This is a genomic window from Anoxybacillus sp. LAT27 (assembly GCF_022030075.1).
Lineage (GTDB): Bacteria > Bacillota > Bacilli > Bacillales > Anoxybacillaceae > Anoxybacillus > Anoxybacillus kestanbolensis.
On the sequence record NZ_JAIWYK010000423.1, the window covers coordinates 1 to 26,120 of the forward strand.

Below are 26,120 nucleotides of genomic sequence, written 5' to 3' on the forward strand. Positions count from 1 at the left end.
CCGATTTCCCCCTCCTATACCCTTATACCTATATATTAAAACAGCTTGTCGACTTTGTCGACAAGCTGAGGGGGCACAATAGCCCCCTAAAACATTGGATTTTCCTCAATATATGCATAAACTCGTTCGACAAGTTGATCCGCATTCTCTGCTGTGACAATATCCCCATTTACCATCGCAAACAACGTATTGGCACATTTCCCACAATACCCTAAACAGCCATATTCAATAATATCTAAGTTAGGATCTTTCTCTAATTGCTCTAGGGCACGTTGGGAACCATTTGCTAAATTGCTTATACAAAATTCAACAATCGGTTTTAACACTATATTCACCCCAATCTTATCATTATAACACTTTCATAAAAAATGATGTAATATTACTGTCAAAAAAACACCTTAATCATTCATGTTTCTCGAAAAAATGTTGTTATTTTGTCACAATTTCGTTATACTTTTAATGGTCGAATTTTATCAAAAGGGGAAATCTTCCATGAGAAACCTCGTGCTACTTGGCGGCGGATACGGAAATATGCGCATTTTACTCCGCATACTTCCAAATTTACCAGAACATATTTATATTACATTAATTGATCGCATTCCATACCATTGCTTAAAAACCGAATATTACGCTTTGGCTGCTGGGACGATTAGCGACCAGCATATTCGCGTCCCGTTCCCAGAACACCCTCGCCTCTCTTATGTGTTTGGTGAGGTCCAAAAAATTGATCTTCATCACGAAGTCGTTCACCTTCAAGATGGGACGTGTATTCCGTACGATGACTTAGTCATCGGATTAGGTTGTGAAGACAAATATCACGGTGTCCCCGGTGCAGACATTTTTACTTATAGCATTCAAACTATCGATAAAGCAAGAGAAACGTACCAAAAGCTAAGCAATCTCCCACCGCATAGCATTGTCGGCGTCGTTGGAGCTGGATTAAGCGGTGTGGAGTTGGCAAGCGAGCTAGTAGAGAGTCGTCCAGATTTACACGTGAAACTGTTTGATCGCGGCACACGTATTTTGTCTATGTTCCCTGAACGGCTAAGTCATTACGTAGAACAATGGTTTCATTCACATGGTGTTGAGCTTATTCGCCAATCCAATATTACAAAAGTCGAAGAACATACGTTGTATAACCACGATGAAGCTATCCACTGTGATGCGATTGTGTGGACTGCCGGCATTCAACCGAATCGCGTCGTCCGCGAACTGAATGTTGAAAAAGACAATCAAGGACGTGTTGTGTTAACACCTAGACATCACATACCGAATATAGAAAATGTATACGTCGTTGGGGACTGTGCAAGCTTACCACATGCCCCGAGCGCTCAACTTGCTGAAGGTCAGGCAGAACAAATCGCCCAAGTGTTGCAAAAGCGGTGGAAAGGCGAAGAACCACCAAGCGAATTTCCACCAATTAAATTAAAAGGCGTTTTAGGATCATTAGGCAAAAAGCATGGATTTGGTCTCGTTGCTGATCGTCCACTAACCGGTCGCGTCCCACGCCTTCTAAAATCAGGTGTTTTATGGATGTACAAATACCATAATGGATATTAATTTCCTACATTTTTCGTACAAATTCAGAAAAGACAAGAGCGTATGTTAGATATGATTTCCAAACGTTCCATTGAACATGAAGCACAAATTACTGATTTGTGTTTTGTAAAATGAATGAGGGCGAGTTATTTCGCCCTTTTTTCAATCGCTTCATAAATGTTTTTTAATTTCGGATTTCCTTCGTCAACAATCTCACCATCAATAACAACAACCGGATAAAATAAATCTTCATCGATGATCTTTTGCGCAAACTGACGCTTTTCATCATCTTCTGGTGGTGAAAAAATATCAACATACACAAACTGAAATGAATGGTTCGGATATTTTCGCGAAACAGCAGCTTGAAGCCATTCATACGTATCTTTTGATGACGGAGCACCGACACAAGAAGCACAAATCATATCCGCTCCATACACACATATTTCGATCATCATTCATCCTCTCCCCTGGAAAAAAGTTAAGTAACGTGAATAGATTTTTTTCATCATGATGATTATAATAAAATTAGTGAAAGGAGTCGATGAAAATGGCAGATCAAGATATTAAACAACAAGTGCAAGAAGTATTAGACAAACTTCGCCCATTTTTACTTCGCGACGGCGGAGATTGCGAATTAGTTGATGTAGAAGATGGAGTTGTTAAACTTCGCCTTCTCGGCGCATGCGGTAGCTGCCCAAGCTCCACAATTACGTTAAAAGCCGGAATCGAGCGCGCATTGCTTGAAGAAGTCCCTGGCGTTGTTGAAGTTGAACAAGTGTTCTAACAGCAAAAAGGGTGTCCAAAAAATGATTGGGCACCCTTTTCATTTCTCTAACGCCATTTTATATACACAGCTACCTGTCTCCTCTACTGACAACATCCGAACATCGCTATACGGAAACGCCACTTTCAACGCATGATATACTTTCTCTCCTTGCCCTCGTTCCGCAAAACATAGCACCGTCGGACCAGCACCGCTTAATGCAACACCAAAGGCGCCATTTCGTTTCGCCACCGTACGAACATGTTGCAATTCAGGCACGAGACTTTCCCGATATGGTTGATGAAATACATCGGCATCCATCATTTCACCAACAAGCGACCAGTTGTGTGTAAGCAATGCAGCTACAAGAACATTACTAATTGCGCTTGCTTCTACCGCCTGCGCACGCGTAAATGCGCTCGGGAGAACGGTACGAGATTTTTTCGTTTCCAGTTCATATGTTGGAATGACAGCTATTAAATCAATCGGTATATGTGGGATGTTCACAACATGTGTACGTTCATTTAAATGACTACCGATCACTAGCCCCCCATACAAAGAGGCGCCAACATTATCAGGATGCCCTTCGTATACGCTCGCTGCCCGCATTTTCTCTTCTTGCGACAAACAAAGACATCCTAACTCATTCGCCAACTCAATAGCAGCCACAATGGCTGCAGCACTGCTACCAAGCCCACGAGTAAACGGAATATTGCTTGAGACAAATACGTGACAAGGCGGCAACGTTACACCATACTCGCTTGCTAATTTACTTGCTACTTGATAAATTAAATTACTTTCATCAGTTGGAATGCTTTTTACTTCATCTGTTTTTGGGGTAAATTCCCATGATTCTGCACGCACGACTTCCAATGTTAAATGTAACGATACCGCTAATCCGATCGAGTCAAAGCCAGGGCCGAGGTTGGCTGTGCTTCCTGGAACGACAATTTTTAACATCTCCCCATCATTCATTGAAGAACAGCTCCTTGAATATGCGCAAACACCGCTTCCTCATCATTCGGCAAGACGATCGGTTGAACTTTCATCGCTTCCATCGCTACATTCGGATCTTTCAACCCATTTCCTGTAAGAACGGCAACAACACGGCTTCCTTTTGCAATTTCTCCACTTTCTACTTGCTTCATTACACCTGCAACAGATGCGCACGAAGCAGGTTCTGCAAATATTCCTTCTTCGCGTGCAAGTAGACGATACGCATTTAAAATTTGTTCGTCTGTTACTTCATCAATTTTTCCACCTGATTCATTCGCAGCTTGAACAGCATATTCCCAACTCGCTGGGTTACCAATTCGAATTGCTGTTGCAATCGTTTCAGGATTTTCGATCACTTTATTACGTACAATCGCCGCCGCCCCTTCCGCTTCAAATCCGCGCATTTCTGGTAATTTTGTGCCATGCTTCTCATGAAATTCCTTAAACCCTTTCCAATACGCTGTAATATTTCCTGCATTTCCAACTGGTATGGCAAGAATATCTGGCGCCTGCCCGAGTTGTTCGCAAATTTCAAACGCTGCGGTTTTTTGCCCTTCGATGCGATACGGATTGACCGAATTAACAAGCGTGACCGGAGCCAGCTCGCTCAAACGGCGCACCATTTTTAGCGCATGATCGAAATTTCCTTGAATCACAACAATTTCCGCTCCATACATAACCGCTTGTGCCAACTTCCCAAGCGCAATTTTTCCATCAGGAATGACGATGATGCAACGCATATTCGCCCTCGCAGCATACGCCGCAGCCGCAGCGGACGTGTTACCTGTCGAAGCACAAATGATCGTATCGCTTCCTTCTTCCTTTGCCTTAGCGACAGCCATCACCATTCCGCGATCTTTAAACGATCCTGTTGGGTTTGCCCCCTCTGTTTTAACATATAACTCGATGCCGAGTTTTTCAGACAAATGAATAAGCGGAATGAGTGGCGTATTTCCTTCATTTAACGATAACAGCGGCGTTTGATCGGTCACTGGCAAATAGTCACGATAATGATGTAACAACCCTTTCCACATTACAATGCACCTTCCCCTTCTACGCGATACGAGCTTTTCACTTCTTCGACAACTTCTAAATCACGCAATTGCTGCAATACATCACGATAATCTTTTAAGGACGCTTGATGTGTAACGAGTACAATTTCAGCTAAATCTTTTTGTTTTAAAGGAAGTTGTAAAATTTTCTCGAAACTTACTCCCCGTTCTGAAAAGAGCGATGTAATTTTCGCAAACGCTCCCACTTGATCTTTCACATGAATGCGTAAAAAATATTTCGAGTATATTTCGCTATCGTCTTTTAACTGCTTATCGTATTGCGGAGTAACTGCACTTCTTCCATTCACCCCAAGACGCATATTTTTCATGACGGCAACTAAATCGGACACAACAGACGTTGCTGTCGGCAAACTTCCTGCCCCCGGACCGTAAAACATCGTCTCTCCGACCGCTTCACCATAAACGTAAACTGCATTATATTCATCGTTTACAGACGCAAGTGGATGCGTTTCCGGTAGCAATGTCGGTTGTACACTCACTTCAACTTTCTCTCCATCTCGATGGGCAATACCGATTAATTTCATTGTATAACCGAGCCGTTTGCTATAGTTTAAATCTTCTTCCGTAATCCCAGTAATCCCTTTTACGTATACATCTTGTAAATCAATATTCATCGAAAAGCCAAGCCGAGCTAAAATTGCCATTTTCCGTGCCGCATCTAGTCCTTCTACGTCTGACGTCGGATCTGCTTCCGCATAACCAAGCGCTTGCGCCTCCGCTAATACTTCTTCATATGGTCGGTTGAATTTACTCATTTTTGTTAAAATGTAATTTGTCGTTCCGTTGACAATCCCCATCATTTTCGTAATGCGGTCAGAAGCTAATCCGTCCACAAGGCTGCGTAAAATTGGAATGCCTCCTGCTACACTTGCTTCATAAAATAAGTCACAACCGTACTCAGACGCAACGGAGAGCAACTCCGTACCGTATAATGCCATTAAATCTTTATTCGCTGTAACGACATGCTTTCCATTTTTTAATGCTTGTAATATATATTGGCGCGTTTCTTCAATGCCTCCCATGACTTCAATGACAACATCAATGTCCGGGTCGTTAATTACTTCTTCGACGTTCGTCGTTAATACTGCTTCTGGCAGGACGACATCTCTTTTTTTATCACGATCACGCACAGCGACTTTTTTTATTTCAACAGGACAGCCAATTTGATGCATCAATTTATCTTGATGATTTTTAATAATTTTGACCACTCCACTACCAACCGTTCCTAATCCTAACAATCCAACTGATACGCTTTTTACCATCTTCCCCACCTCTTGTTTTTCTGTAATGAACATTTGTTTTTATATAGTAGACATTATAGAGGATCTCTATTTCTTTTACAATCCTTATTTTCATTATCGTACCATATGAAAACGCTTTATGTTTAAAAATTTTCTAAAAAATAAAAAAAGAGCCCTTTGGCTCTACACAGGAGTATAAGGTTCTCTCCCTTCTAAGACAGCTATCACATTGCGACAACATAGTTGCATCATTGCATATCTCGTCTCCTTCGTTGCACTTCCAATATGTGGTAGCACAACAACGTTAGGCAATTGTAAAAGTGGATGATCCGCACGAATCGGTTCTTCTACAAATACATCTAATCCTGCACCAGCAATTTGTCCGTCAATTAATGCATCATACAGCGCTTTTTCATCAACAACCGCTCCACGACCAGCGTTAATAAAAATGGCTGACCGCTTCATTTTCATAAATGCTTCACGATTAAACAATTGATACGTTTCGTTCGTTAAAGGAGTTAAACAGACAACAAAATCTGCTTGCTCAAGCAACTCGTCAAACGAACAATACGTTGCACCAAGCGTTTGTTCCGCTTCAATATTTCGTGAACGATTATAGTATAACACGCGCATATGAAACCCTTTCGCTCGATGCGCAACAGCTTGCCCGATTTTCCCCATACCGACAATTCCAATCGTTTTGTGGTGAACATCTGTCCCGGCAAGTAACAGCGGGCTCCAACTTTTCCATTCTCCTCTTTTTATAAACTCTGTTGCTTCAACTAACCTCCTTGCTGTTGCTAACAATAAAGCGAATGTCAAATCCGCCGTCGTTTCTGTCAACACATCAGGCGTGTTACAAACAATAATCCCGCGTTTTGTCGCTGCGTTTACATCAATATTGTCGTAACCGACTGCTACGTTCGCAACAACGCGTAGATTAGGGCTGTTTTTTAATAGCTCCTCATCAATGCGATCAGATAGCATCGTAATCAGCGCTTCCGCCCGATTTGCTTCTTGAAGCAATATGTCGCGTGGAACAACAAGATGCTCATGTGGCCACATGTTTACATCATATTTGTCGTATAACGGAGCAACAATATCGTCCGGTAATTTTCTTGTAATAAACACATACGGTCTTCCCATCTTTTTAACCCCTTTCGCACATTGTCCTCCGTTTTATTGTAGCACATTTATAACCAGTCAAGACGAGGAATGGAAACAGTAGTCATATCATGAAAATGGCGAAGTTTTTGTTCATACATATCACTCTCTTCAAACACTTGTCTCAATTGCTGTTCATAGCCTTGTCTTATGTCTCCTGCTGCTCCGTAATAGTTTTCAATTGCTTGAAAATAATGAAGTGGGAATAGTAAGCGGGCATAAATCATCCGCCAAGCAAAACGACTAAGTGTTTGCACCCGTTCATACGTCCGTAAAAAATGCGTAATCGTTTCATCTACTTGTTTGATAAGCCATTGCGTTCGTATCCATTCTGCTATATCGCGACCTGCATGGTCACACACCCAATCCGTCGGTATTTTCCCCATCTCCCATGCTTCAGGCGCAAATTGTTCATGACAAATGGTTCGCATATCGCTACGCATTGGAACTTCGTCTAATTGCGTATCTACGACATACTGAATCGCATTTTCGGCTAAACCTAAGTAATACGGAAATGTCTCAATAAACAATTCGTCCATTTCACTTTTTTCAGACGATCTCACTTGCAATTGCCAAAACTGTTCTAATTGATCAATACGTTGTCCCCACAGCTCGCCCCATTGCCCGAATCGGTTTCTTGTGGAAACATCGTACGGATATGTGCGCCCGCGCTGATGAAATAATGCAAGCTGTTGTGCTAAATCGTCTGTTTCATTTCTCTTTTCCATTTTCCACACACTGACTTGCATCCCTTGTAACTTTCCAACAAATCGACCTGTCTTCGTCGGAAGCAACGTCGCAATCGTTTCGTCACCTTGCGTTCGCATATACATCGCCACGTAGTATAACTGCTGTATGTCGCTTTCTCTCTCATCCGTCGGTATCGCAACATATATGTCATTTCCACTTCGAACAAGAAAACGATCATTTTTTGTTTCCATATGATCGACACGAAAATAATAATCCATGCACATCCCTCCTTCTTTCATGTATATGTTTAAAAAATACGTATAAACTTCATATGAGAGAGGAAATAAACGCACGTTTCATAAAAAAAGCACATACATTGTAAAAAATAAAAAATGAAATAGGTGAAGTTGGATGGAGGAAAAGAAAATAGGAAAAATGGAGCAAATCGCACGACAATGGCTCGCAGATCGCGGAGTAACAATTGAACATATTGCGGAACTCGTTTATTATTTACAATCTAAATATCATCCTGACTTACAAATGGACGAATGTATTCATAACGTCAATCGAGTCATTGCAAAACGCGAAGTGCAAAATGCGCTATTTACCGGCATTCAGCTCGATATTTTAGCGGAAAAAGGATTGTTGGAAGAGCCTCTTCAATCGTTTATCGAAAAAGACGAAGGACTGTATGGAGTCGATGAAATTTTAGCTTTATCCATCGTTAACGTATATGGTTCCATTGGTTTTACAAATTACGGTTACATCGATAAACAAAAGCCAGGTATTTTACAACAATTGAATGATAAATCGTCTGGCAAATGTCATACGTTTTTAGATGATATTGTCGGAGCAATTGCCGCTGCCGCTTCGAGTCGCTTAGCGCATCGCGCAGCCCACGTTGAATAAATGATTGTTTCCCCTTCACCGCTAGTCGATATAAAGTTGCATATTTTATAACAAAAAACAAGGCTAACCCCGAGACGCATTTGCGTTCTAGGGTTAGCCTTTTCTATATACGTTCCATCCATTCTTGTAGCGAATCGACGACATACGTCGGTTGTCGGTCATACGTTTGTAACATTTCTTTCGTCGTCACGCCTGTATGAACGAGAAGTGTATCTATTCCGGCATTCATTCCCGCCATAATATCTGTATCGTAGTTATCCCCGATCATTAACGTTTCTTCTTTCGGCACACCGAGCACTTCAAGCGCTTGTTCCATAATAATTTTTTCTGGCTTCCCAATAAAAATGGGTTTCGTCTGTGTAGATACAGCGACAACAGATGTAAGTGAACCGTTTCCAGGTAGAAGTCCACGCTCTGTTGGAATCGCAATGTCTCCATTTGTCGAAATAAACATCGCTCCGTTGCGAACAGCCAAGCAGGCGATCGCTAATTTTTCATAATTAATGCTGCGATCAATGCCCATTACAACAACTTCTGCATCTTCATTCGCAAATGTAAACCCTTTTTCTTCAAGCGCTCGACGAATGCCATCTTCTCCAATCACATACACAGAAGCATTCGGCTTCTTTTCATAAATGTAATTGGCCGTTGCTTGACTTGTTGTAAATACTTGTTCTTTCGTTGCAGGGATGCCAAAATTCCGTAGCTTTTCAGCTACTTGTTCTGGCGTGCGTGAAGAATTATTCGTGACAAACAAATACGGAATACCCTTTTCATGAAGGCGATGCACAAGCGCACACGCCTCTTCAATTCGTTCGGTCCCGCGATACATCGTACCATCTAAATCAATTAAATATCCTTTATACGTTTTCACTTTTGCCACTCCTTTTGACAACTTGCACGTTCAAACTTTAACGCAAAACAACTATTTTTGTCAAAAAGAGAGCAGCAACTGTCAACGATTGTTCATTTTTTTCGCTTAATATGGTAACGACACGCATCATCCCCATCAGCTAAACATGTTTTTGGCACAATGTCCGCCTCGTGAATAAGCGTCTCAAACAACTTCCGTTCGCACTCACAAGCAATCGGATACGCTTGGGCAACCTCTGCAATCGGACAGTTATGTTCCACTAACTCGAATGAACCGTCATCGTACTGTAACAACTCTGACATATATCCGTGCTCATTTTGTACCGCCACAAGTTCTTTTATTTTTTCATCAAACGATTTATCACCAAATTGTTGTTCGTATAGTTTTCTCATTCGCTCTTGTCGATTTTGAAACAAATCTGCTACAATTTGCTTCCCGCCCATCTGTTCTAAATCAGCTAAAAAATCAAGCATCGTTTGTTGATAATGGCGTGGAAACCGTTGATGTCCTTTTGCGCTCAACTGATATACGTTCGTTGGCCTTCCCATCGGCTGGCGAACAAGCGTCGATTCGATCAATTCTTCACGCTCTAATGCACTTAAATGACGGCGGACAGCCATTTCTGTAATTTGCAATTGTTCCGCCATCTCACCGACAGTCAATCGTTTTTGCACTTTTAACATTTTTAAAATTTGCTCTTTTGTAGAAGAGGTTTTTTTTCGCATCAATTTTCACCCTCTTCCATTTTATACGATTTTCCCTATACACACAATTTTTAAACATTTTCGTTTAAAAAGGCAGACACTGGACCTAGTTCATTATGTAAGTATGTGCGAATAGCATGCGGAAAAGAAAGAAGAACATGCTTATGACGTTGCAACACTTCCAACAATTCGTCATGAGGCACAGCGATGTATTGTTGAACGAGCTTTTTACGGAAATGAATGATTTGTTTTAGCGCTTCTCCATCTTCAGCTGAAAGGACACGTTCATCGACTAAAATTTCAATAATGTCCTCATAACTCCCTGGATCGCGCATAATAAAACCATCAATCATTGAGTTTCCTACATCAATAATAGATTCAATAATGACATGTGCAATGCGCTCAAGCGCGAGTTTCTCGATCGGTGTATGAAACGGTTGTTCCACATAATGAACGATTTGCTCCATATATTGCAATGTTTTTTCGATTTTTTGACGATCAACAAAATACATCATCCATCTTCCTCTCAGTGTTTTATTTTATTGTATCATAGCGCTTTCTTTTACACATCTAACAGAAATTTGTTAAGATGAAGAAGCAAACAAAAACATATGGAGGTTTGAATATGGAACGTTTCTTTTTATATGATGATACAGTCGATACGAAAACACGTTTTGTCAGCTTCGTTGGCAAAAATGAACGGTTCGATTTAGCGATCGTCCAAACAGACCGCTTTTACGGGAAAGTGCTTGTTCTTGATTTACAAAGTAATCGGTTTGCCATTATCGGTTCAGACGACTTACAAGAACCAGGATATATTGAACATGCATACAATATCAATGAAGAGGAAGCAAATGAACTGCGAAATTTTTTACATGAAATCGTCGGTTAAAGGATACGCTATGTAAAAAACGAAAGGAAGCGTTCGTATGACCGATGAGACATATCATGATTTTTCAACGGTAGAAGCGAGAAAAAATTTTCTCGTTCCAGAGACGTTGCCTGAAGGTCCATATGGTGCGCCGCGTGGTGAACATGAGCCGGTACAAAATAAAAGTACCCCGTGGCAAGAAGGACAGCGATATTATAGTGCTTTTAATTATGAGTACAAATCGCTCCATCAAAATATTCCGGCCAAGATCCAGGGGCACATCCCGTTCATGACGATCCAGACGAGAACGGACAACAACCATATTCATAAAAAATAGGTCAGGTGTTCTGACCTATTTTTTCACTTTCCGCAACACAAAATATGCACATCCAAAATTACAATATTCAAACAAATAGTCCGATAACGTACTTATTTTCGTATCATATGTCGCCTTTTGATTATGGTCATCAAAAAAGCCTCGCAAACGAAGTTGGTTATATCCCCAATCACCGACAATGTAGTCATATTTATTTAAAATGTCTGTGTAGCGAGCACGAAACGCTTCTTCATTGAACCCGTTACGCACATTTTCCACGAGCTCGTAACATGTATTATGAACGCAAATCATAGTTCTCACCTCTTCTTCCCATTTCTATCATAAAACATGTCTTTCTCCCAGGCAATCACCATTATGATCCTTTCCATAAAACGAATAATAAAAAAGAAGGGGGGAGTTACTTTGCGTAATACATGGTTATGGACAGGGATTAGCACCATCGTTTTATTATCTGGCTGTGCTCAAATGAATGAATCCACATCCTTGTATGAAAAAAGCGGAACCACCATTAACGTCCGTTCACGAAACGATTTATATAACGAACATGGCGTAAAAAATGGGATGGATTCACGACTGACTAATTTCGGTTACGTCCGTCATCAAAAAAGTCCTATTCCAGGGGACACGACACAATATGCGACCATTCCAGTATTAAACCGTGAAAACGTTGCGGACTTAATTAGCAAATTGTGTACACAGCTTCCGAACGTTTATGACGTTGGAACGCTCGTCACAGACGATACAGTGTTCGTCGTTTACAAAACAGATAGTACAAATCGGTTTGAAACGGCCGATCAAGTGAAAAAAACAGCTATTTCTGTCGTTCCACGTTATTATCACGTATATGTTTCAGACAATCCGCGCATGTTTCAAGATATTGAGCGCTTCGGACGTTTAGACGCTAATAGCCGAAATATCGATCAAATTTTACAACAGACAATTAAAGAAATGCTTAAATCACCACAAGGAAGAAAAGTAAGTAGCGGGGAAAACGAAAATGGCGTGCAACGCGAAGAAATGAACATGATGCAATAAATGGAGGAGGATGTCCTGCTTACATCGTGAGGACATCCTCTTTCGTACCGTTACTCATTTATTTTTGCTGATTGTACTTGTTCATCTGCATGATAAGAAGAGCGAACGAGCGGACCGGACTCACAATGGCTAAATCCTTTCGCTAGTGCAATCTCTTTTAATTCCATAAACTCATGCGGATGATAATATTTCTCCACTTTCAAATGTTTTTTCGTTGGTTGTAAATATTGTCCAATCGTTAAAATGTTGACTCCTACGGCTCGTAAATCGTCCATAGCTTCTAAAATTTCTTCTTTTGTTTCACCAAGCCCGACCATTAAACTAGATTTCGTTGGAATGTCCGGTTGCATTTCTTTTGCACGGCGTAAAAATTCGAGTGAACGTTCATACGTGGCACGCGCACGCACACGTGGAGTAAGGCGACGAACCGTCTCAATATTATGGTTCAAAATATCTGGACGCGCATCCATTAGCGTTTTTAAGTTTTCATACACGCCACCCATGTCAGACGGCAATACTTCGATCGTCGTCAATGGATTTTTACGACGAATGGCGCGAACTGTCTCCGCAAATACAGCTGCCCCACCATCTTTTAAATCATCGCGCGCTACAGCAGTCACAACGACATGTTTTAAATTCATTAGACGAACGGATTCAGCAACACGCTCTGGTTCTTGCCAATCTAGCTCCGTTGGCAAACCTGTTTTAACGGCACAAAAGCGACAAGCGCGCGTACATACATCACCCAAAATCATAAACGTTGCTGTTCGGCGAACCGCCCAACATTCATGAATATTTGGACAACGGGCTTCTTCGCATACGGTGTGCAATTGTTTTTCGCGCATCATTTTTTTTAAACCTGTATAATGTTCGTTCGTATTTAACTTTATTTTTAACCATTCTGGTTTGCGAAGGTGCTGTTCTTTTGTTGACATGTTTTTCACGCTCCACTCGTTAATGTACATTACCCATTATACGAGTTATTGCCTCACAATACAAAACAGTTTGTTTTTCCAACATTTTTTATTTATGAAAACAGTCGATTACCCCAAACTAATGATATGAATATCGGAGAAAGGAGCAAGAACGCGTGAAAACATTATGGTGCATCATCTTTCTTCTTCTCATTCCGCTACAATCATTCGCTGCTGCACCAAATGATTTGTACGAGAAACGAATGGAACTTTATAAAAAGGCCGAAGCGATTTCTTTCATTCCATGGTACTATTTCGCCGCTGTTGATCAATATGAACGAAGTGTTCGCCAAGCACGTAGAGATCTACCGAAACCAACAGGAGTCATTGGCATTTATATTCCCCCGGAACGCTGGGCGGGTCCACTCAACAAAAATCAAGAAGATCAAAACCCGTTTACCATTAGCCAATTCGGTGGCATAGGGATAGATGGAAATGGAGACGGTATCGCTGATCGGACAAACGATGAAGACGTATTATTTGCATTCGCTCGCTTTTTACGATCATATGGCACGGATCATACACATATTAAAATGGCGCTATGGGATTATTATGAGCGAAGCAAAACCGTCGATATCATTTTAGGAAAAGTGAAGCTATATAAACATTTTGGGACAATACAACTCGATCAATATGCCTTCCCAATTCCAAGACGATTTGAATATAGCTATCGGAGTACATGGGGAGATGCACGCGGCTGGGGTGGACGACGTATTCATGAAGGAACAGACATTTTTGCTCATTACGGCACACCAGTTCGTTCAACGTGTTACGGCATCGTTGAATTAAAAGGATGGAACAAATATGGAGGATGGCGTATCGGTATTCGCGATATAAACAATACGTATCATTACTTCGCACACTTAAACGGATTCGCTAACGGTTTAGAGGAAGGAATGATTGTAGAGCCTGGTATGTTAATCGGGTCGGTTGGTAGCTCGGGATACGGTCCACCTGGAACGTCAGGTAAATTCCCACCGCATCTCCACTATGGCATGTATAAAGATAACGGCTATACGGAATGGTCGTTTGATCCTTATCCTTATTTAAAACAATGGGAGCGACAAGAACGCATGAAAAAAAGATGAGGATTTCCCCTCATCTTTTTTATGATTGACGGCTTTTCTTTACTGCATGAGCAACGCTCGCTGCAAAACCTCCCCAAATAATAATCATACCGACAAACATCATAATTAATGCACTTGTTTCCATCAGCTCGAAACCTCCTTATCCGTTGGAACGGACAATACACCATCTTTCCAACGTTTTACTGAAAGGACAAAACCGAGAACAATGACGAGCGCTGCAATCGTCCAGCCATACTTCACAACAAAGAGCGTATCGTATCCGCCATAGTTTTCTTTCAAGTTTGTTTTCATGCTATCGAACATCATATAACCTAACACGATTGGTGTAACAACAGAGAGCGAAACTTTCCACCACGCGCCGATCATAATATCTGATACGCTGTTTGCGTGTGTTTGAAGCGCGTTAAGTTGTTTTAATACCCATGCAATCGTCACGACTTCAACTAAGCCAACAAGCGCAACGCCGAAGTTGTTGATAAAGTAGTCAACGACATCTAAGAAGTACAATCCTCCGTTCGAAGCAAATATGAGCGCGATCAGTGCAGCCACTCCGCCGCCGCCAAGAACTGCTTTTGTACGGGATATACCAAATTTTTCTTGAACCGCTGAAACATACGTCTCTGAAATAGAAATAAGCGATGTGAGTCCCGCTAATGTTAGCGAAAGGAAAAATAATACCCCGAAAAGCTCATTGAACGCAGGAAATTGGTTAATAATTTGCGGGAAGACGACAAACGCCAATCCAACGCCACCTTTAACAACCTCGCTTACTTCAACACCTTGCTGCTGCGCTAAAAAGCCAAGGACGCTAAATACGCCAATACCAGCTAATAACTCGAATCCGGAGTTTGCAAAACCGGTAATAAATGCGTTATTCGTAATATCCGATTTTTTTGGTAAATAGCTCGAATAAGTAATCATAATAGCGAATGCAATCGATAAGCTAAAGAAAATTTGGCTATATGCAGCAAGCCATACTTTTCCATTCATAATTTGATCCCAATTTGGTTTGAAAAATGCATTTAATCCTTCAACTGCTCCATCAAGCGTAACCGCACGAATGACGATGATAAAGAAAAGAACGATAAGCGTTGGTAAGAAAATTTTATTTGCTGCTTCAATTCCTTTACGAACACCTTTATATAAGACCGCCAAGTTAATAGTCCAAACAAGAAGAAGTGGAATTAAAACAGCTGGAACTAAACTTCCGAACGTACCCGGTGTTTCTGCTAGCTTCAAATACTCACCGAATAAAAAGTCCCCTGTATTTTCTCCCCATTTTGATGTAAATGCAAAATACGTATAAGACATCGCCCATGCAATAACGACGGAATAATACGTTGAAATAACGAATGAAATAAGTACTTGCCACCAACCGATCCATTCCGCTCCTTTGCTGAGACGAGCAAATGTTAATGGCGCTGAACCACGATACTTATGTCCGAGCGCAAATTCCAATATAAGGATCGGAATTCCTGCTGTTAATAGAGCAAATAAATATGGGAAGAAGAACGCCCCTCCACCGTTTTCATATGCGACGGCCGGAAACCTCCAAATGTTCCCTAATCCAATTGCCGAGCCAGCTGCTGCTAAAATAAAACCAGCACGCGTGCCCCATTGTTGACGATTTTCCATAGTAAGATTACCTCCTTAGTCATTCCGAACTTTTTTGTATGGTCACGTAGAAAAAATACGAGCACCTCCTCGTTCGATTATTTTAATTTTTCAGACTTTTTTGTTTCATTTTAATTTTAAGTATATCAACGGACAAGCCTTTTGTCAAAATAATATTTCAAAAAATAAAATTTTCAGAATTTTTTATTATTGAACAGGAAGTTCAATGGACGTATTCCCATCTCCACCTTGATTATAAAACTGTGGAACTTCCCCTTGAATGATTTGAATCGCCACAGGGATATCATTTTGAATCGTTGCTGTTTTTGTTGCAAATGGAATAATAATTTGCACGTTGACTTCGATATGAATTGCTATTTCTATTAAAGCGTTATTAATTCCAAACGGCCGAATGTTTTTATTGACGTCTGAATGGACATCCCCAATAACATAAAAACGAACTGGAATACGTGGTCCTAAATTTCCTAATAGTACGTTATTTGTTGCTTGTCCGAGCGGGATATAATAAATGATCCCTTGTTCTTTTTCTGTTTCAATTTGAACGTCTGGAAACTCAAGAGCCGACAGCTTTCCTTCTGATGCTGCTTTTAAATTTCGTTGTACTCGGTTGGTCGTTTTGGCTAACACACGATTTACAACGGTCGCATTAAAATCGATCGCAGAAATTTTTCCATGCTCATCTTTTTCAATTTTAATAAAGTTGTCGACATTAAAATCGTCTTCCGCGATTTGTTGATTAATTGCATTATTAATCACTAAATTCGCTAAACGACGCGTTTCTTTTTCCGCAATTGCCATTAAAGTCGGCTCAATTCCTCTATTAATAAACCAAAGGCTCGCAACAGTCGAAATAATAAAAAAAACGAACGTTATTAAAAATATATAGCGGACGGGTAGCGGTTTTCTTCTTTTGCGTAGTTGCTGATACAACAAAAATCCCCCCTCTCACGCTATATGTATGCGATCAAGCAGGGGATTATTATTTTATTTCATGAGAAGCAAAGCGTCTTTTCCTTTCATTCCACGTGAGATCCCTAATTGTTCAGCCGCAAAAGTGACAGACTCAAGCGGTGCTTCTAACAGTTGGTCAATTGTTCGCACTCCTACCGCCCTTCCTGCGATAATACCGCGATCACGCAATTTTTCGTTTAACAGCGCTACATCTAACGCCCCGCACATAATGTATCCTTTATCATTTGCAACAGCTAATAGCGTTGTTTTAGGCAACTGAACAGAAATCGCTGTAAACGGTTCTCCGTTAATCCATAACGGTTTTACCTCAATCATATATTCACGCTCCTTTCCTTTATTCAATGTATGAATAAAGGAACGAAGGGTGCCTACGATTGATACATGTTTTTTAGCTTCCACGCAAGCACATCACGCAACATTTCTGGCATATAATATTGTTTTTTCGCTCGATATATTTCTGGATATAAATGTCCGAACGTAAACATATCAATTGTCGCTACCGCATACGTTTTTTGTTCTTCAATTGGTTGATGATGAATCAAAATGCGGCGCACGTGTGCTTGACCATCTATCAGTTGTTCTTTTTCAACAGTAATGCGGTCATATACCATTTGTCCCATTACTTCACCACGAAATCCAAATCCTTTCAGCCGTAACTGTTTCATTTGTTCAGTTTCCGCTTGTAAAATAACTTCTTTCAATTCGCTTCCTCGCAAATATACTTTGCATGGATTAATCGGATGTGGACAAATGCGGTGGATGTCTCCTTTCGTCACAACACCTTTTTCGAGAGAAGACAGTAGCACCCCGGCATTCACCATCGCTACATCGCCCTCACACCATTCGTTTAACGCTTGCGCAAGAATGGTTGCCAATGGAGACGGGGCAAACCAATCAATATGTAGCGTCTCTCGCAATTGTACAATCGGCTGAGCTAACACACAAGCAGATTGTGCAATCATATCATCTAATTTTTGTTTTGTTTCTTCGCATTCATATTCTAACGCTTCCGTATGTTGTACACGCGCCTTCATATCTACTTTTCGACTTTTTTGATCGATCATCAACGTGACATGCCCAACATAATGCCCAAACTTCCCCGCTCCACAGAGTAACGTTCCATTCACCCATTTGCCATGCTCAAATACATGATGGGTATGACCACCTAAAATCGCTGTCAATTGTGGGAACATTCCTGCCATTTTTTCATCATCATTTATGCCTAAGTGAGATAATAAAACGACCGCGTCCACTTTTTCCGAAAGCTCTTCCACAAGCTGAGCGACCGTCTCAAATGGATCCGCAACACGCCATCCAAGCAGCTCATAAAACGTCTGAAACGGAACGGTCACCCCAATAAACGCCACGCGAACACATCCAAACGTCATGATGACATACGGCTTCATCCAATGTGGACGTTCTCCGTTTTCATAAAAAACATTCGCAACAATCACAGGGAATTTAGCATGTGCATATAACGTATCGAGCTGTTTATGACTCAGCGTAATTCCTTCATTATTTCCAATCGTGACAGCATCGTATGCTGCATCGTTTAAAAGAATGACATTTGCTTTTCCGTCTGATGCTTCTGTCAATGGATGAAACCGATCAATAAAATCACCTATATCAAGCAAAACCATATGCTCGTAGTTTTTCTTATGCCTTCTTCTCTCGCTTTGCAAATAACGAACAATTTTCGGCCATCGTTCAAAATGGCTATGCATATCGTTTGTATGATAAATATGTATCGTCTCCCTCAACGTTTGCAACACACCTTTCTTTTTACAATCCAAGTCCTTGAACGATTAGACGAACACCGAGTAAAATAAGCACCGTTCGCAATAGCATGACGACCGTTTTTCCTTTTAATCGCCGATTCAGCCATACCCCACATTTCGCTCCAATCCATACACCCGGAATAAGCGAAAGCGCAAACGTCCATGCAACATTTCCTATAAACACATGAGTTAGTGAGCTAACAATGGATGATAAAAAAACGATAAACATCGATGTCGCAATGGCTACGTGGGGAGGAAACAAAAATAATAAAATCATCGCAGGCACCATCAGCGATCCACCGCCAATACCAAAAAAACCACCGACAAATCCGACAACAAATGCAATGAATGTGGCGATGAGCGGATGATACCCGTACGTCACTTCCTCCCCTTCATTCGTGACATATGTGCGCATCATAGGAAACGTTCGCTTCTTAGACGGTGATAACCGCGATTGAAACATAAGTAAAAAAGAAACAGCAATTAAAAATAATCCGAAATAAAGCGAAAAATGTTGCATATGCACATGTTGATTTACCCATGCACCAAGCATTGCCCCCGGTCCACTACCGATGAAAAAAAACAAACCGCTTTTATAGTCCACCATTTTATGCTTCATATACGTTAAAGTTGATGACAATCCATTAAAAATAATGACGACAAGCGATGTACCAACCGCCATTTGTGGTGAAATCGCTGGCAATACATGTGCAGTGCTTAAAAAAAGAAGCGCGGGAACGATAATGACCCCTCCCCCTAAACCGACAAGACTGCCGATCGTTCCTGCTAAAAAACCAATCACTAACAGAAGTATGTATTCCATTTTCATCCCCCATTATGAAAACAAATCTAATTGCCGCGGCGCTAAATCCGTATACTCGATACTTAACATCTGCAAGAGCTGTTTTGCATTATGAGCGGCATCACCGCCCGAATTGTTGTTAAACAACACGTAAATATGTTCACATTTTGTTTGTAACAGACGAATATGTTTTACCCATTCTTGCAACTCTTGCTCGTTGTATCGATATAAATAACGAACGGCACGCCAATTTTCGTCATCTCGTTTATTCCAACCAGCTACGTTGCGTCCGTGTAGACGAATGAGCGTTTTATTTGGATCTGTTGGATGAAGAACAGTCGGTACCGATCCTTCCCCCGCTTGCGGTTCATCGCAAATGCTATGAATCCAGCGCTCTTCTTCCATAAAACGCAACGTCTTTTCGTAAAACGGAGGGGAAAACCAAGATTGATGACGAAATTCAAGTGCCACAGGAACATTCCCCATTCGCTCCCGGCACCAACGCAAATAGTAAACATGTTCTTTTTTACAATCGAACCAAGGTGGAAATTGAAATAACACCATCGCAAGCTTATTCCCTTGTTGAAACGGCCCAATCGATTGTAAAAATGCAGTAAACATCTCGTCTTTGTTTGCATATGGAATGTCGCCACGTTGGTGCCCTGTCATTCCTTGATACGCCTTCACGACAAATTGGAATGACGCAGGCGTTTCCGCCATCCATTTTTCAACGTTCTGGCGCGGTTGAATCGCATAAAAATACGCATCAACCTCAACCGTTGGAAAATAAGCGGCATACGCTTGTAGCTTATCTTTTGACGCAAGTCGAGACGGATATAAACTATCATGATCGCCCCAACCTGTTAATCCGACATAAATCATCTTCATCACCTACATTTTATCTTACCATAACATACAAAAAAAGCCGATGACCTGCATAGCACAGATCATCAGCTGTTCATTAACCAATACTACCTTCCATTTCAAACTTAATGAGACGGTTCATTTCAACCGCATATTCCATCGGCAATTCTCTTGTAAATGGCTCGATAAAGCCCATGACGATCATTTCTGTTGCTTCTTGTTCGGAAATACCGCGGCTCATCAGATAGAATAATTGTTCTTCTGATACTTTCGACACTTTCGCTTCATGTTCAAGCGAAATGTTGTCGTTTAAAATTTCGTTATATGGAATCGTATCGGATGTCGATTGATTATCCATGATGAGTGTATCGCACTCAATATTTGAACGTGATCCGTCCGCCTTCCGTCCGAAATGAACGATACCGCGATATGTGACTTTTCCACCTTGTTTCGAAATCGATTTGGATACGATCGTTGATGATGTATTTGGTGCTAAGTGAATCATTTTTGCACCTGCGTCTTGATGTTGCCCTTTTCCAGCAATCGCAATCGAAAGTGTCAAACCACGTGCACCTTCTCCTTTTAAAATAACTGCTGGATATTTCATCGTTAGCTTCGATCCGATATTTCCGTCAATCCATTCCATCGTCGCGTTTTCTTCACAAACAGCACGCTTTGTCACGAGGTTAAAGACGTTGTTTGCCCAGTTTTGAATCGTTGTATAACGGCAATACGCGCCTTTTTTCACGATAATTTCAACAACGGCGCTATGAAGGGAGTTTGTCGTATAGACAGGCGCCGTACAGCCTTCAACATAGTGAACGTGTGCCCCTTCGTCGACGATAATTAACGTCCGCTCAAATTGGCCCATATTTTCCGAGTTAATGCGGAAATACGCTTGCAACGGTGTATCAACTTTTACACCTTTTGGTACGTAAATGAACGAACCACCCGACCAAACGGCTGAGTTGAGTGCTGCAAATTTATTATCTGTCGGCGGAACGACTTTTGCCCAATGCTCGCGGAACAACTCTTCGTTTTCTTTTAGCGCTGAGTCTGTGTCTTTAAAAATGACACCTAATTTCTCAAGGTCTTCTTTCATGTTGTGGTATACAACTTCCGATTCGTATTGAGCCGATACCCCTGCTAAATATTTTTGTTCTGCTTCTGGAATACCAAGTTTATCAAACGTCGCTTTAATTTCTTCTGGAACTTCATCCCATGAGCGCCCAGATTTTTCTGAAGGTTTGACGTAATACGTAATTTCATCGAAATCTAAGCTTGATAAATCGCCACCCCATTGTGGCATCGGCATGTTGTAAAAAATATCTAACGATTTTAAGCGAAAGTCAAGCATCCACTTTGGTTCATCTTTCATTCGCGAAATTTCTTCTACAATTTCGCGCGTTAATCCGCGCTCAGCGCGGAAGACAGATACATCTTTATCAGCGAAACCGTACTTATATTCACCGATTTCTGGCATTTTTTTCGCCATCTCGTTCGCCTCCTTTTTATGACTAGCCTTGTTGCTCATGCAATCCTTTTTCCATCGCTTTCCACGCTAACGTTGCACATTTAATGCGAGCTGGAAATTTCGATACACCTTGAAGTGCTTCAATATCACCTAAATCAATCGAATCGTCATAATCTTTTCCTTGCATCATGTCGGAAAAAATCGTTGATAGCTTGAGCGCCTCTTCAATCGTTTTTCCTTTGATCGCCTCCGTCATCATCGATGCGGAGGACATCGAAATAGAACATCCCTCTCCTTCAAACTTCGCATCGACAATTTTTCCGTCTTCTACTTTTAATGTTAAGTGAATGCGGTCGCCACACGTCGGGTTGTTCATGTTGATATCGACGTGTTCCCCTTCTAACACACCACGATTTCTCGGGTTTTTATAATGATCCATAATGACTTGTCGATACAACGTATCTAAATGGCTATTAAAAGACATAGCTGAAATACTCCTTCGTTTTCTTTAATGCTGAAACGAGTGCATCAATTTCTTCTTCTGTGTTGTATAAATAAAAGCTTGCACGTGCAGTCGCCGTTACGTTTAGCCATTTCATTAGCGGCTGCGCACAATGATGACCAGCACGAACGGCAATGCCTTCCGCATCTAAGACGGTCGCAACATCGTGCGGATGCACACCGTCAATATTAAATGTCACAAGCCCTGCCCGCTCTTTCGGACCGTAAATCGTCAATCCATCAATCGTTGCAAGCTGTTCAAGTGCATATTGCGCTAAACGATGTTCATGCTCAGCGATATGGTCTAACCCGACTTGCTCAAGAAAATCAATCGCCGCTCCTAAACCAATCGCTCCTGCGATAATTGGTGTACCACCCTCAAATTTCCACGGAAGCTCTTTCCATGTTGACTCGTACAACCCAACAAAATCAATCATTTCCCCGCCGAATTCCACAGGCTCCATTTGCTCAAGCAAGCGCTTTTTACCGTATAACACCCCAATGCCTGTTGGGCCGCACATTTTATGTCCCGAAAACGCATAAAAATCGCAGTCGATATCTTGCACATCTACTTTCATGTGCGGCGTGCTTTGTGCCCCGTCAACAACGACGACAGCACCGTTTTTGTGCGCGATTTGTGCAATTTCTTTTACTGAGTTGATTGTACCGAGCACGTTGGATACGTGCATGACAGCTACAATTTTCGTGTTTGGTGTCACCGTTTGTTCGACATCTTCTAAGCGAATCGTACCATCTGGTTGTAGCGGAATGTATTTAAGCGTCGCCCCTGTTTGTTTAGCAACTTGTTGCCAGGGGATAATGTTACTATGGTGCTCCATATACGTAATGACGATTTCATCGCCTTCGCGCACGTTTGCGCGACCGTAACTTGCCGCCACTAAGTTAATGGCCGTTGTCGTCCCACGCGTAAAAATAATTTCTTCCGTCGAAGCGGCACCAATGAAGCGGCGCACTTTTTCACGCGCCCCTTCGTATGCGTCGGTTGCTTTTGTACCGAGCGTATGCACGCCGCGATGAACGTTCGAATTGTATTGCCGATAATAGTTGTCAATCGCTTCAATGACAGGCAACGGCTTTTGAGAAGTCGCTGCGCTATCTAAATAAACGAGCGACTTGCCGTTTACTTGTTGATCTAAAATCGGGAATAGTTGACGAAGTTCTTTTACGTTCATCATTTAACTTTCCTTTCGATCACTTCGATTAATTGTTTTTTCACACGCTCAATCGGAATTTCATTGACGACTGGCGCCAAAAAGCCATGAATAATTAATCGTTCCGCTTCCGTTTTCGGAATACCACGGCTCATTAAATAATATAATTGTGTCGGGTCAACACGACCGACCGATGCCGCATGGCCTGCTGTAACGTCATCTTCATCAATTAATAAAATTGGGTTCGCGTCGCCACGCGCTTTTGGGCTTAACATAAGCACGCGTGATTCTTGCTCTGCATTTGATTTCGATGCTCCATGCTCGATTTTGCCAATACCGTTAAAAATAGATGTTGCTTCATCTTTGACTACGCCATGTTTTAAAATGTAGCCTTCCGTATGCTTTCCATAATGAATGACGCTTGTTGTAAAGTTTTGCACTTGTTCTCCACGGCTCACAACAACTGTTTTTGTGTCACCAAACGAACCGTCGCCGATTAAACGCGTAATGTTTTCTGAAATGGTATTTCCATCGTTCATTAAACCGAGCGCCCATTCAATGCGTGCATGACGACCTGTGATACCGCGGCGGTTTACGTATGTCGTCGTCCCTTTCGCTAAACTGTCCACAGCGCCAAAAAATACTTGCGCATCGTCTAATGCAAACACTTCAGCAATGATGTTCACGATCGCTTCAGAACGTTCACATGTTGAAATATAGTTTTCAACATACGTCACTTTGCTACCGACATCCGCAACGATAATGACATGGTTAAATAACGCTTCCGCCTTTTCATGGACATATACAGCTTGCAAAGGCACATCAATTTGCACATGCTTTGGTACATATACAAACACACCACCATTTACAAGCGCAGCATGAAGTGCAGCAAGACGATGTTCATTTACTTTTACACCGTTCATAAAATATTTTTCCACAAGATCGCTATGTTCGCGAACAGCTGTCGCTAAGTCTGTAAAAATGACACCTTTTTCTTTTAATTCATCGGCAAGCGATGCGTATGCACATGTATGATCGCGTTGCACATATACATTTTTTTGTTCCTCATCGATATCAATAAGCACTTTCACTTCTTCTGGCAACTCTTCTAACGACGAAAGCGGTGCGCTTTCAACGAGATGAGTAGAAAATTGTGTAAAGTTCCAACGATCAATTTTCGTTTTATCTGGCTTCGGTAAAGGAAGTTGTTCAGCTTGCGCAAGAGCTTGTAAGCGAACGTTTAAAAGCCAGTCCGGTTCTCCACGCCCTTCAGAAAAAGAGCGGACATACTGTTGGTCGAATGGTAGTTTCGTCTCAATCATCACAAATCCTCCTAACGCTTACGCTTCTTGCTCGACGACTTCATCTTCAATGCCTAGCTCTTTTTTAATCCAATCGTATCCTTCAGCCTCAAGACGTTGTGCTAACTCTGGACCACCAGATTTCACGATGCGTCCTTGCATCATAACATGCACGTAATCTGGCGTAATGTAGTTTAATAAACGCTGATAGTGCGTAATGATTAAACAGCCGAAGTCGTTGCTGCGCATTTCATTGACGCCTTTTGCAACAACTTTTAATGCATCAATGTCAAGACCTGAGTCAATTTCATCTAAAATTGCAATTTTCGGTTGTAACATCATTAATTGTAAAATTTCGTTTCTCTTTTTCTCTCCGCCTGAAAATCCTTCGTTTAAATAACGATGCGCCATATCTGGATTCATTTCTAAAAACGCCATTTTTTCATCTAATTGACGGATAAATTTCATTAATGAAATTTCATTTCCTTCTCCGCGACGTGCGTTAATTGCTGAGCGAAGGAAATCCGCATTTGTTACACCGCTAATTTCGCTCGGATATTGCATCGCTAAAAATAGTCCAGCACGAGCGCGCTCATCTACTTCCATTTCTAATACATCTTGACCATCTAATGTAATGCTTCCTTTTGTTACTTCATATTTTGGATGCCCCATAATGGCAGCGGATAACGTCGATTTCCCTGTTCCGTTCGGCCCCATGATCGCATGGAACTCGCCACCTTTAATTTCAAGGTTAACCCCTTTTAAAATTTCTTTTCCGTCAATTGCAACGTGAAGATCTTTAATTGTTAATGTTGCCATAAAAAAATACCTCCAGTTTCGCTTATGTTCATGAAACGTAATTCTCATTTTATTCTCATTACAATTTTATAACAGATGAAAAGTATTAGCAACCTTATTGCAAGCATTTTGATACTTTTTTGTTTCTAAAGTGCATTTCATCACATATGTAAAAAAGGATAGGGAATTCCTATCCTTTTAATGAACGTGCCGAAATTCTTCTACACATTGACGAACGAGCGTAACCGCTTGGCTCATCGTCGCCCCGCCAGCTAACGCAGCAGCAACGGCACACGCTTCAAATATTTGTTCTTCTGTCGCCCCTTCATCGATACACCCTTTTGTATGATAAATCGTGCAATATTCATCTTGTTTGGCGACACTAATACCGAGAGCAATTAATTGTTTTTCTTTTTTGGATAACGATCCTTCTGCAAAACATGCCTCTGTAAACGCATTAAACGTTTGTCCAACTTTCGGCATATGTTGCGTAAATGTTCCTAGCCCTTGCTTATATTCGTGTAAACATTGTTCCATCGACATATGCACTCCTCCTTCCTTTTTA

31 protein-coding genes and 1 pseudogene are annotated in these 26,120 nt (G+C 41.4%); 7 read left to right on the plus strand and 25 right to left on the minus strand.

The genetic code is table 11. From position 1 onward, the window contains the following. Window positions 1–86: 86 nt before the first annotated feature. Entirely contained in the window at window positions 87–326 is a 240-nt protein-coding gene (locus LD028_RS11575; protein WP_237810683.1) for a YuzB family protein, read from the minus strand. A gap of 166 nt (window positions 327–492) precedes the next feature. Here LD028_RS11575 and LD028_RS11580 point away from each other — a divergent pair, with 166 nt between their 5' ends. Beyond that, window positions 493–1,560 (plus strand): NAD(P)/FAD-dependent oxidoreductase, encoded by a 1,068-nt coding sequence (locus LD028_RS11580; protein ID WP_237810684.1) that lies wholly within the window; start codon window positions 493–495, stop codon window positions 1,558–1,560. 125 nt (window positions 1,561–1,685) lie between these two features. Here the strand turns inward: LD028_RS11580 and LD028_RS11585 are convergent, their stop codons facing one another. Then, entirely contained in the window at window positions 1,686–1,991 is a 306-nt protein-coding gene (locus LD028_RS11585; protein ID WP_193330541.1) for a YuzD family protein, read from the minus strand. Between the two features lie 95 nt (window positions 1,992–2,086). Here LD028_RS11585 and LD028_RS11590 point away from each other — a divergent pair, with 95 nt between their 5' ends. Continuing rightward, window positions 2,087–2,323, plus strand: coding sequence for a NifU family protein (locus tag LD028_RS11590; RefSeq protein ID WP_003398276.1), 237 nt, complete (start codon window positions 2,087–2,089; stop codon window positions 2,321–2,323). Between the two features lie 39 nt (window positions 2,324–2,362). Here the strand turns inward: LD028_RS11590 and thrB are convergent, their stop codons facing one another. The 5 genes from thrB to yutH all read right to left on the minus strand — a co-directional run bounded on the left by thrB (window position 2,363) and on the right by yutH (window position 7,744). Further along, entirely contained in the window at window positions 2,363–3,277 is a 915-nt protein-coding gene (gene thrB, locus LD028_RS11595; RefSeq protein WP_237810685.1) for a homoserine kinase, read from the minus strand. Beyond that, the gene (gene thrC / locus LD028_RS11600; protein ID WP_237810686.1) at window positions 3,274–4,332 is read right to left on the minus strand and encodes a threonine synthase; all 1,059 of its coding nucleotides are present in this window, start codon (window positions 4,330–4,332) and stop codon (window positions 3,274–3,276) included. The genes thrB and thrC overlap by 4 nt, the downstream gene beginning before the upstream one ends. Beyond that, complete coding sequence (locus LD028_RS11605) at window positions 4,332–5,633, minus strand: homoserine dehydrogenase (protein WP_035020619.1); 1,302 nt, start codon at window positions 5,631–5,633, stop codon at window positions 4,332–4,334. Before LD028_RS11605 ends, thrC begins: the two co-directional genes overlap by 1 nt. Window positions 5,634–5,795: 162 nt before the next feature. After that, window positions 5,796–6,758, minus strand: a complete 963-nt coding sequence (locus tag LD028_RS11610) for a 2-hydroxyacid dehydrogenase (RefSeq protein ID WP_237810687.1) — start codon at window positions 6,756–6,758, stop codon at window positions 5,796–5,798. 47 nt (window positions 6,759–6,805) lie between these two features. Continuing rightward, on the minus strand, window positions 6,806–7,744 hold the full coding sequence (gene yutH / locus LD028_RS11615) for a spore coat putative kinase YutH (protein ID WP_237810688.1): 939 nt from the start codon (window positions 7,742–7,744) through the stop codon (window positions 6,806–6,808). Window positions 7,745–7,877: 133 nt separating this feature from the next. Between yutH and LD028_RS11620 the strand changes: the two genes are divergently transcribed. After that, a complete protein-coding gene (locus LD028_RS11620) occupies window positions 7,878–8,375 on the plus strand; it encodes a phosphatidylglycerophosphatase A family protein (protein ID WP_237810689.1) in 498 nt (165 codons plus the stop codon). Between the two features lie 103 nt (window positions 8,376–8,478). On the opposite strand, the gene LD028_RS11625 is transcribed toward LD028_RS11620, so the two are convergent. The 3 genes from LD028_RS11625 to LD028_RS11635 form a co-directional block, all read right to left on the minus strand. Next, window positions 8,479–9,249 (minus strand): TIGR01457 family HAD-type hydrolase, encoded by a 771-nt coding sequence (locus LD028_RS11625; protein ID WP_237811898.1) that lies wholly within the window; start codon window positions 9,247–9,249, stop codon window positions 8,479–8,481. A 92-nt stretch (window positions 9,250–9,341) separates the two neighbouring features. Next, complete coding sequence (locus tag LD028_RS11630; protein WP_128999755.1) at window positions 9,342–9,974, minus strand: helix-turn-helix transcriptional regulator; 633 nt, start codon at window positions 9,972–9,974, stop codon at window positions 9,342–9,344. A gap of 50 nt (window positions 9,975–10,024) precedes the next feature. Beyond that, window positions 10,025–10,465 (minus strand): DUF86 domain-containing protein, encoded by a 441-nt coding sequence (locus LD028_RS11635; protein ID WP_237811975.1) that lies wholly within the window; start codon window positions 10,463–10,465, stop codon window positions 10,025–10,027. A 113-nt stretch (window positions 10,466–10,578) separates the two neighbouring features. On the opposite strand from LD028_RS11635, the gene LD028_RS11640 reads away from it, so the two are divergent. Together LD028_RS11640 and LD028_RS11645 are read left to right on the plus strand one after the other, a co-directional pair. Continuing rightward, the gene (locus LD028_RS11640; protein ID WP_035018914.1) at window positions 10,579–10,845 is read left to right on the plus strand and encodes a DUF3055 domain-containing protein; all 267 of its coding nucleotides are present in this window, start codon (window positions 10,579–10,581) and stop codon (window positions 10,843–10,845) included. Window positions 10,846–10,882: 37 nt separating this feature from the next. Then, window positions 10,883–11,154: pseudogene (locus tag LD028_RS11645) on the plus strand (cytosolic protein). Window positions 11,155–11,176: 22 nt separating this feature from the next. On the opposite strand, the gene LD028_RS11650 reads toward LD028_RS11645, so the two are convergent. Then, complete coding sequence (locus LD028_RS11650; RefSeq protein ID WP_237811899.1) at window positions 11,177–11,452, minus strand: YutD family protein; 276 nt, start codon at window positions 11,450–11,452, stop codon at window positions 11,177–11,179. A 111-nt stretch (window positions 11,453–11,563) separates the two neighbouring features. Here LD028_RS11650 and LD028_RS11655 point away from each other — a divergent pair, with 111 nt between their 5' ends. Next, the gene (locus LD028_RS11655; protein WP_004892383.1) at window positions 11,564–12,196 is read left to right on the plus strand and encodes a YhcN/YlaJ family sporulation lipoprotein; all 633 of its coding nucleotides are present in this window, start codon (window positions 11,564–11,566) and stop codon (window positions 12,194–12,196) included. Window positions 12,197–12,246: 50 nt separating this feature from the next. Here the strand turns inward: LD028_RS11655 and lipA are convergent, their stop codons facing one another. Further along, window positions 12,247–13,131 carry a lipoyl synthase gene (lipA, locus tag LD028_RS11660; RefSeq protein ID WP_035020614.1) on the minus strand — a complete coding sequence of 295 codons (885 nt, stop codon included), beginning with the start codon at window positions 13,129–13,131 and terminating at the stop codon, window positions 12,247–12,249. A 155-nt stretch (window positions 13,132–13,286) separates the two neighbouring features. On the opposite strand from lipA, the gene LD028_RS11665 reads away from it, so the two are divergent. Continuing rightward, window positions 13,287–14,258, plus strand: a complete 972-nt coding sequence (locus LD028_RS11665; protein ID WP_309240406.1) for a M23 family metallopeptidase — start codon at window positions 13,287–13,289, stop codon at window positions 14,256–14,258. Window positions 14,259–14,277: 19 nt separating this feature from the next. On the opposite strand, the gene LD028_RS11670 is transcribed toward LD028_RS11665, so the two are convergent. The 13 genes from LD028_RS11670 to LD028_RS11730 form a co-directional block, all read right to left on the minus strand. After that, complete coding sequence (locus LD028_RS11670; protein WP_237811900.1) at window positions 14,278–14,382, minus strand: methionine/alanine import family NSS transporter small subunit; 105 nt, start codon at window positions 14,380–14,382, stop codon at window positions 14,278–14,280. Further along, on the minus strand, window positions 14,382–15,893 hold the full coding sequence (locus LD028_RS11675; RefSeq protein ID WP_237811901.1) for a sodium-dependent transporter: 1,512 nt from the start codon (window positions 15,891–15,893) through the stop codon (window positions 14,382–14,384). The genes LD028_RS11670 and LD028_RS11675 overlap by 1 nt, the downstream gene beginning before the upstream one ends. A gap of 186 nt (window positions 15,894–16,079) precedes the next feature. Further along, the gene (gene yunB / locus LD028_RS11680; protein ID WP_237811902.1) at window positions 16,080–16,826 is read right to left on the minus strand and encodes a sporulation protein YunB; all 747 of its coding nucleotides are present in this window, start codon (window positions 16,824–16,826) and stop codon (window positions 16,080–16,082) included. Between the two features lie 51 nt (window positions 16,827–16,877). After that, a complete protein-coding gene (locus LD028_RS11685) occupies window positions 16,878–17,180 on the minus strand; it encodes a YunC family protein (RefSeq protein ID WP_077429567.1) in 303 nt (100 codons plus the stop codon). A gap of 53 nt (window positions 17,181–17,233) precedes the next feature. Beyond that, a complete protein-coding gene (locus LD028_RS11690; protein WP_237811903.1) occupies window positions 17,234–18,625 on the minus strand; it encodes a bifunctional metallophosphatase/5'-nucleotidase in 1,392 nt (463 codons plus the stop codon). 22 nt (window positions 18,626–18,647) lie between these two features. Beyond that, a complete protein-coding gene (locus LD028_RS11695) occupies window positions 18,648–19,466 on the minus strand; it encodes a sulfite exporter TauE/SafE family protein (RefSeq protein ID WP_237811904.1) in 819 nt (272 codons plus the stop codon). Between the two features lie 12 nt (window positions 19,467–19,478). After that, entirely contained in the window at window positions 19,479–20,327 is an 849-nt protein-coding gene (locus tag LD028_RS11700; RefSeq protein ID WP_237811905.1) for a DUF72 domain-containing protein, read from the minus strand. A gap of 79 nt (window positions 20,328–20,406) precedes the next feature. Beyond that, window positions 20,407–21,804 carry a Fe-S cluster assembly protein SufB gene (gene sufB, locus LD028_RS11705; RefSeq protein WP_237811906.1) on the minus strand — a complete coding sequence of 466 codons (1,398 nt, stop codon included), beginning with the start codon at window positions 21,802–21,804 and terminating at the stop codon, window positions 20,407–20,409. Between the two features lie 22 nt (window positions 21,805–21,826). Then, on the minus strand, window positions 21,827–22,267 hold the full coding sequence (sufU, locus tag LD028_RS11710) for a Fe-S cluster assembly sulfur transfer protein SufU (protein ID WP_012575968.1): 441 nt from the start codon (window positions 22,265–22,267) through the stop codon (window positions 21,827–21,829). Beyond that, on the minus strand, window positions 22,257–23,477 hold the full coding sequence (locus LD028_RS11715; RefSeq protein ID WP_237811907.1) for a cysteine desulfurase: 1,221 nt from the start codon (window positions 23,475–23,477) through the stop codon (window positions 22,257–22,259). The genes sufU and LD028_RS11715 overlap by 11 nt, the downstream gene beginning before the upstream one ends. Continuing rightward, on the minus strand, window positions 23,477–24,781 hold the full coding sequence (gene sufD, locus LD028_RS11720; protein WP_006322745.1) for a Fe-S cluster assembly protein SufD: 1,305 nt from the start codon (window positions 24,779–24,781) through the stop codon (window positions 23,477–23,479). Before sufD ends, LD028_RS11715 begins: the two co-directional genes overlap by 1 nt. A gap of 15 nt (window positions 24,782–24,796) precedes the next feature. Then, complete coding sequence (gene sufC, locus LD028_RS11725; protein WP_006322743.1) at window positions 24,797–25,576, minus strand: Fe-S cluster assembly ATPase SufC; 780 nt, start codon at window positions 25,574–25,576, stop codon at window positions 24,797–24,799. Between the two features lie 177 nt (window positions 25,577–25,753). Next, on the minus strand, window positions 25,754–26,098 hold the full coding sequence (locus tag LD028_RS11730; protein ID WP_035048542.1) for a carboxymuconolactone decarboxylase family protein: 345 nt from the start codon (window positions 26,096–26,098) through the stop codon (window positions 25,754–25,756). Between the last annotated feature and the right edge of the window lie 22 nt (window positions 26,099–26,120).

Coding starts and splice junctions, on each gene's coding strand:
- LD028_RS11580 (WP_237810684.1), top strand. CDS start 493: ATGAGAAACCTCGTGCTACTTGGCGGCGGATACGGAAATATGCGCATT.
- LD028_RS11585 (WP_193330541.1), bottom strand. CDS start 1,991: ATGATCGAAATATGTGTGTATGGAGCGGATATGATTTGTGCTTCTTGT.
- LD028_RS11590 (WP_003398276.1), top strand. CDS start 2,087: ATGGCAGATCAAGATATTAAACAACAAGTGCAAGAAGTATTAGACAAA.
- thrB (WP_237810685.1), bottom strand. CDS start 3,277: ATGAATGATGGGGAGATGTTAAAAATTGTCGTTCCAGGAAGCACAGCC.
- thrC (WP_237810686.1), bottom strand. CDS start 4,332: ATGTGGAAAGGGTTGTTACATCATTATCGTGACTATTTGCCAGTGACC.
- LD028_RS11605 (WP_035020619.1), bottom strand. CDS start 5,633: ATGGTAAAAAGCGTATCAGTTGGATTGTTAGGATTAGGAACGGTTGGT.
- LD028_RS11610 (WP_237810687.1), bottom strand. CDS start 6,758: ATGGGAAGACCGTATGTGTTTATTACAAGAAAATTACCGGACGATATT.
- yutH (WP_237810688.1), bottom strand. CDS start 7,744: ATGGATTATTATTTTCGTGTCGATCATATGGAAACAAAAAATGATCGT.
- LD028_RS11620 (WP_237810689.1), top strand. CDS start 7,878: ATGGAGGAAAAGAAAATAGGAAAAATGGAGCAAATCGCACGACAATGG.
- LD028_RS11630 (WP_128999755.1), bottom strand. CDS start 9,974: ATGCGAAAAAAAACCTCTTCTACAAAAGAGCAAATTTTAAAAATGTTA.
- LD028_RS11635 (WP_237811975.1), bottom strand. CDS start 10,465: ATGTATTTTGTTGATCGTCAAAAAATCGAAAAAACATTGCAATATATG.
- LD028_RS11640 (WP_035018914.1), top strand. CDS start 10,579: ATGGAACGTTTCTTTTTATATGATGATACAGTCGATACGAAAACACGT.
- LD028_RS11650 (WP_237811899.1), bottom strand. CDS start 11,452: ATGATTTGCGTTCATAATACATGTTACGAGCTCGTGGAAAATGTGCGT.
- lipA (WP_035020614.1), bottom strand. CDS start 13,131: ATGTCAACAAAAGAACAGCACCTTCGCAAACCAGAATGGTTAAAAATA.
- LD028_RS11670 (WP_237811900.1), bottom strand. CDS start 14,382: ATGGAAACAAGTGCATTAATTATGATGTTTGTCGGTATGATTATTATT.
- LD028_RS11675 (WP_237811901.1), bottom strand. CDS start 15,893: ATGGAAAATCGTCAACAATGGGGCACGCGTGCTGGTTTTATTTTAGCA.
- LD028_RS11685 (WP_077429567.1), bottom strand. CDS start 17,180: ATGATTGAGGTAAAACCGTTATGGATTAACGGAGAACCGTTTACAGCG.
- LD028_RS11695 (WP_237811904.1), bottom strand. CDS start 19,466: ATGGAATACATACTTCTGTTAGTGATTGGTTTTTTAGCAGGAACGATC.
- LD028_RS11700 (WP_237811905.1), bottom strand. CDS start 20,327: ATGATTTATGTCGGATTAACAGGTTGGGGCGATCATGATAGTTTATAT.
- sufB (WP_237811906.1), bottom strand. CDS start 21,804: ATGGCGAAAAAAATGCCAGAAATCGGTGAATATAAGTACGGTTTCGCT.
- sufU (WP_012575968.1), bottom strand. CDS start 22,267: ATGTCTTTTAATAGCCATTTAGATACGTTGTATCGACAAGTCATTATG.
- LD028_RS11715 (WP_237811907.1), bottom strand. CDS start 23,477: ATGAACGTAAAAGAACTTCGTCAACTATTCCCGATTTTAGATCAACAA.
- sufC (WP_006322743.1), bottom strand. CDS start 25,576: ATGGCAACATTAACAATTAAAGATCTTCACGTTGCAATTGACGGAAAA.
- LD028_RS11730 (WP_035048542.1), bottom strand. CDS start 26,098: ATGTCGATGGAACAATGTTTACACGAATATAAGCAAGGGCTAGGAACA.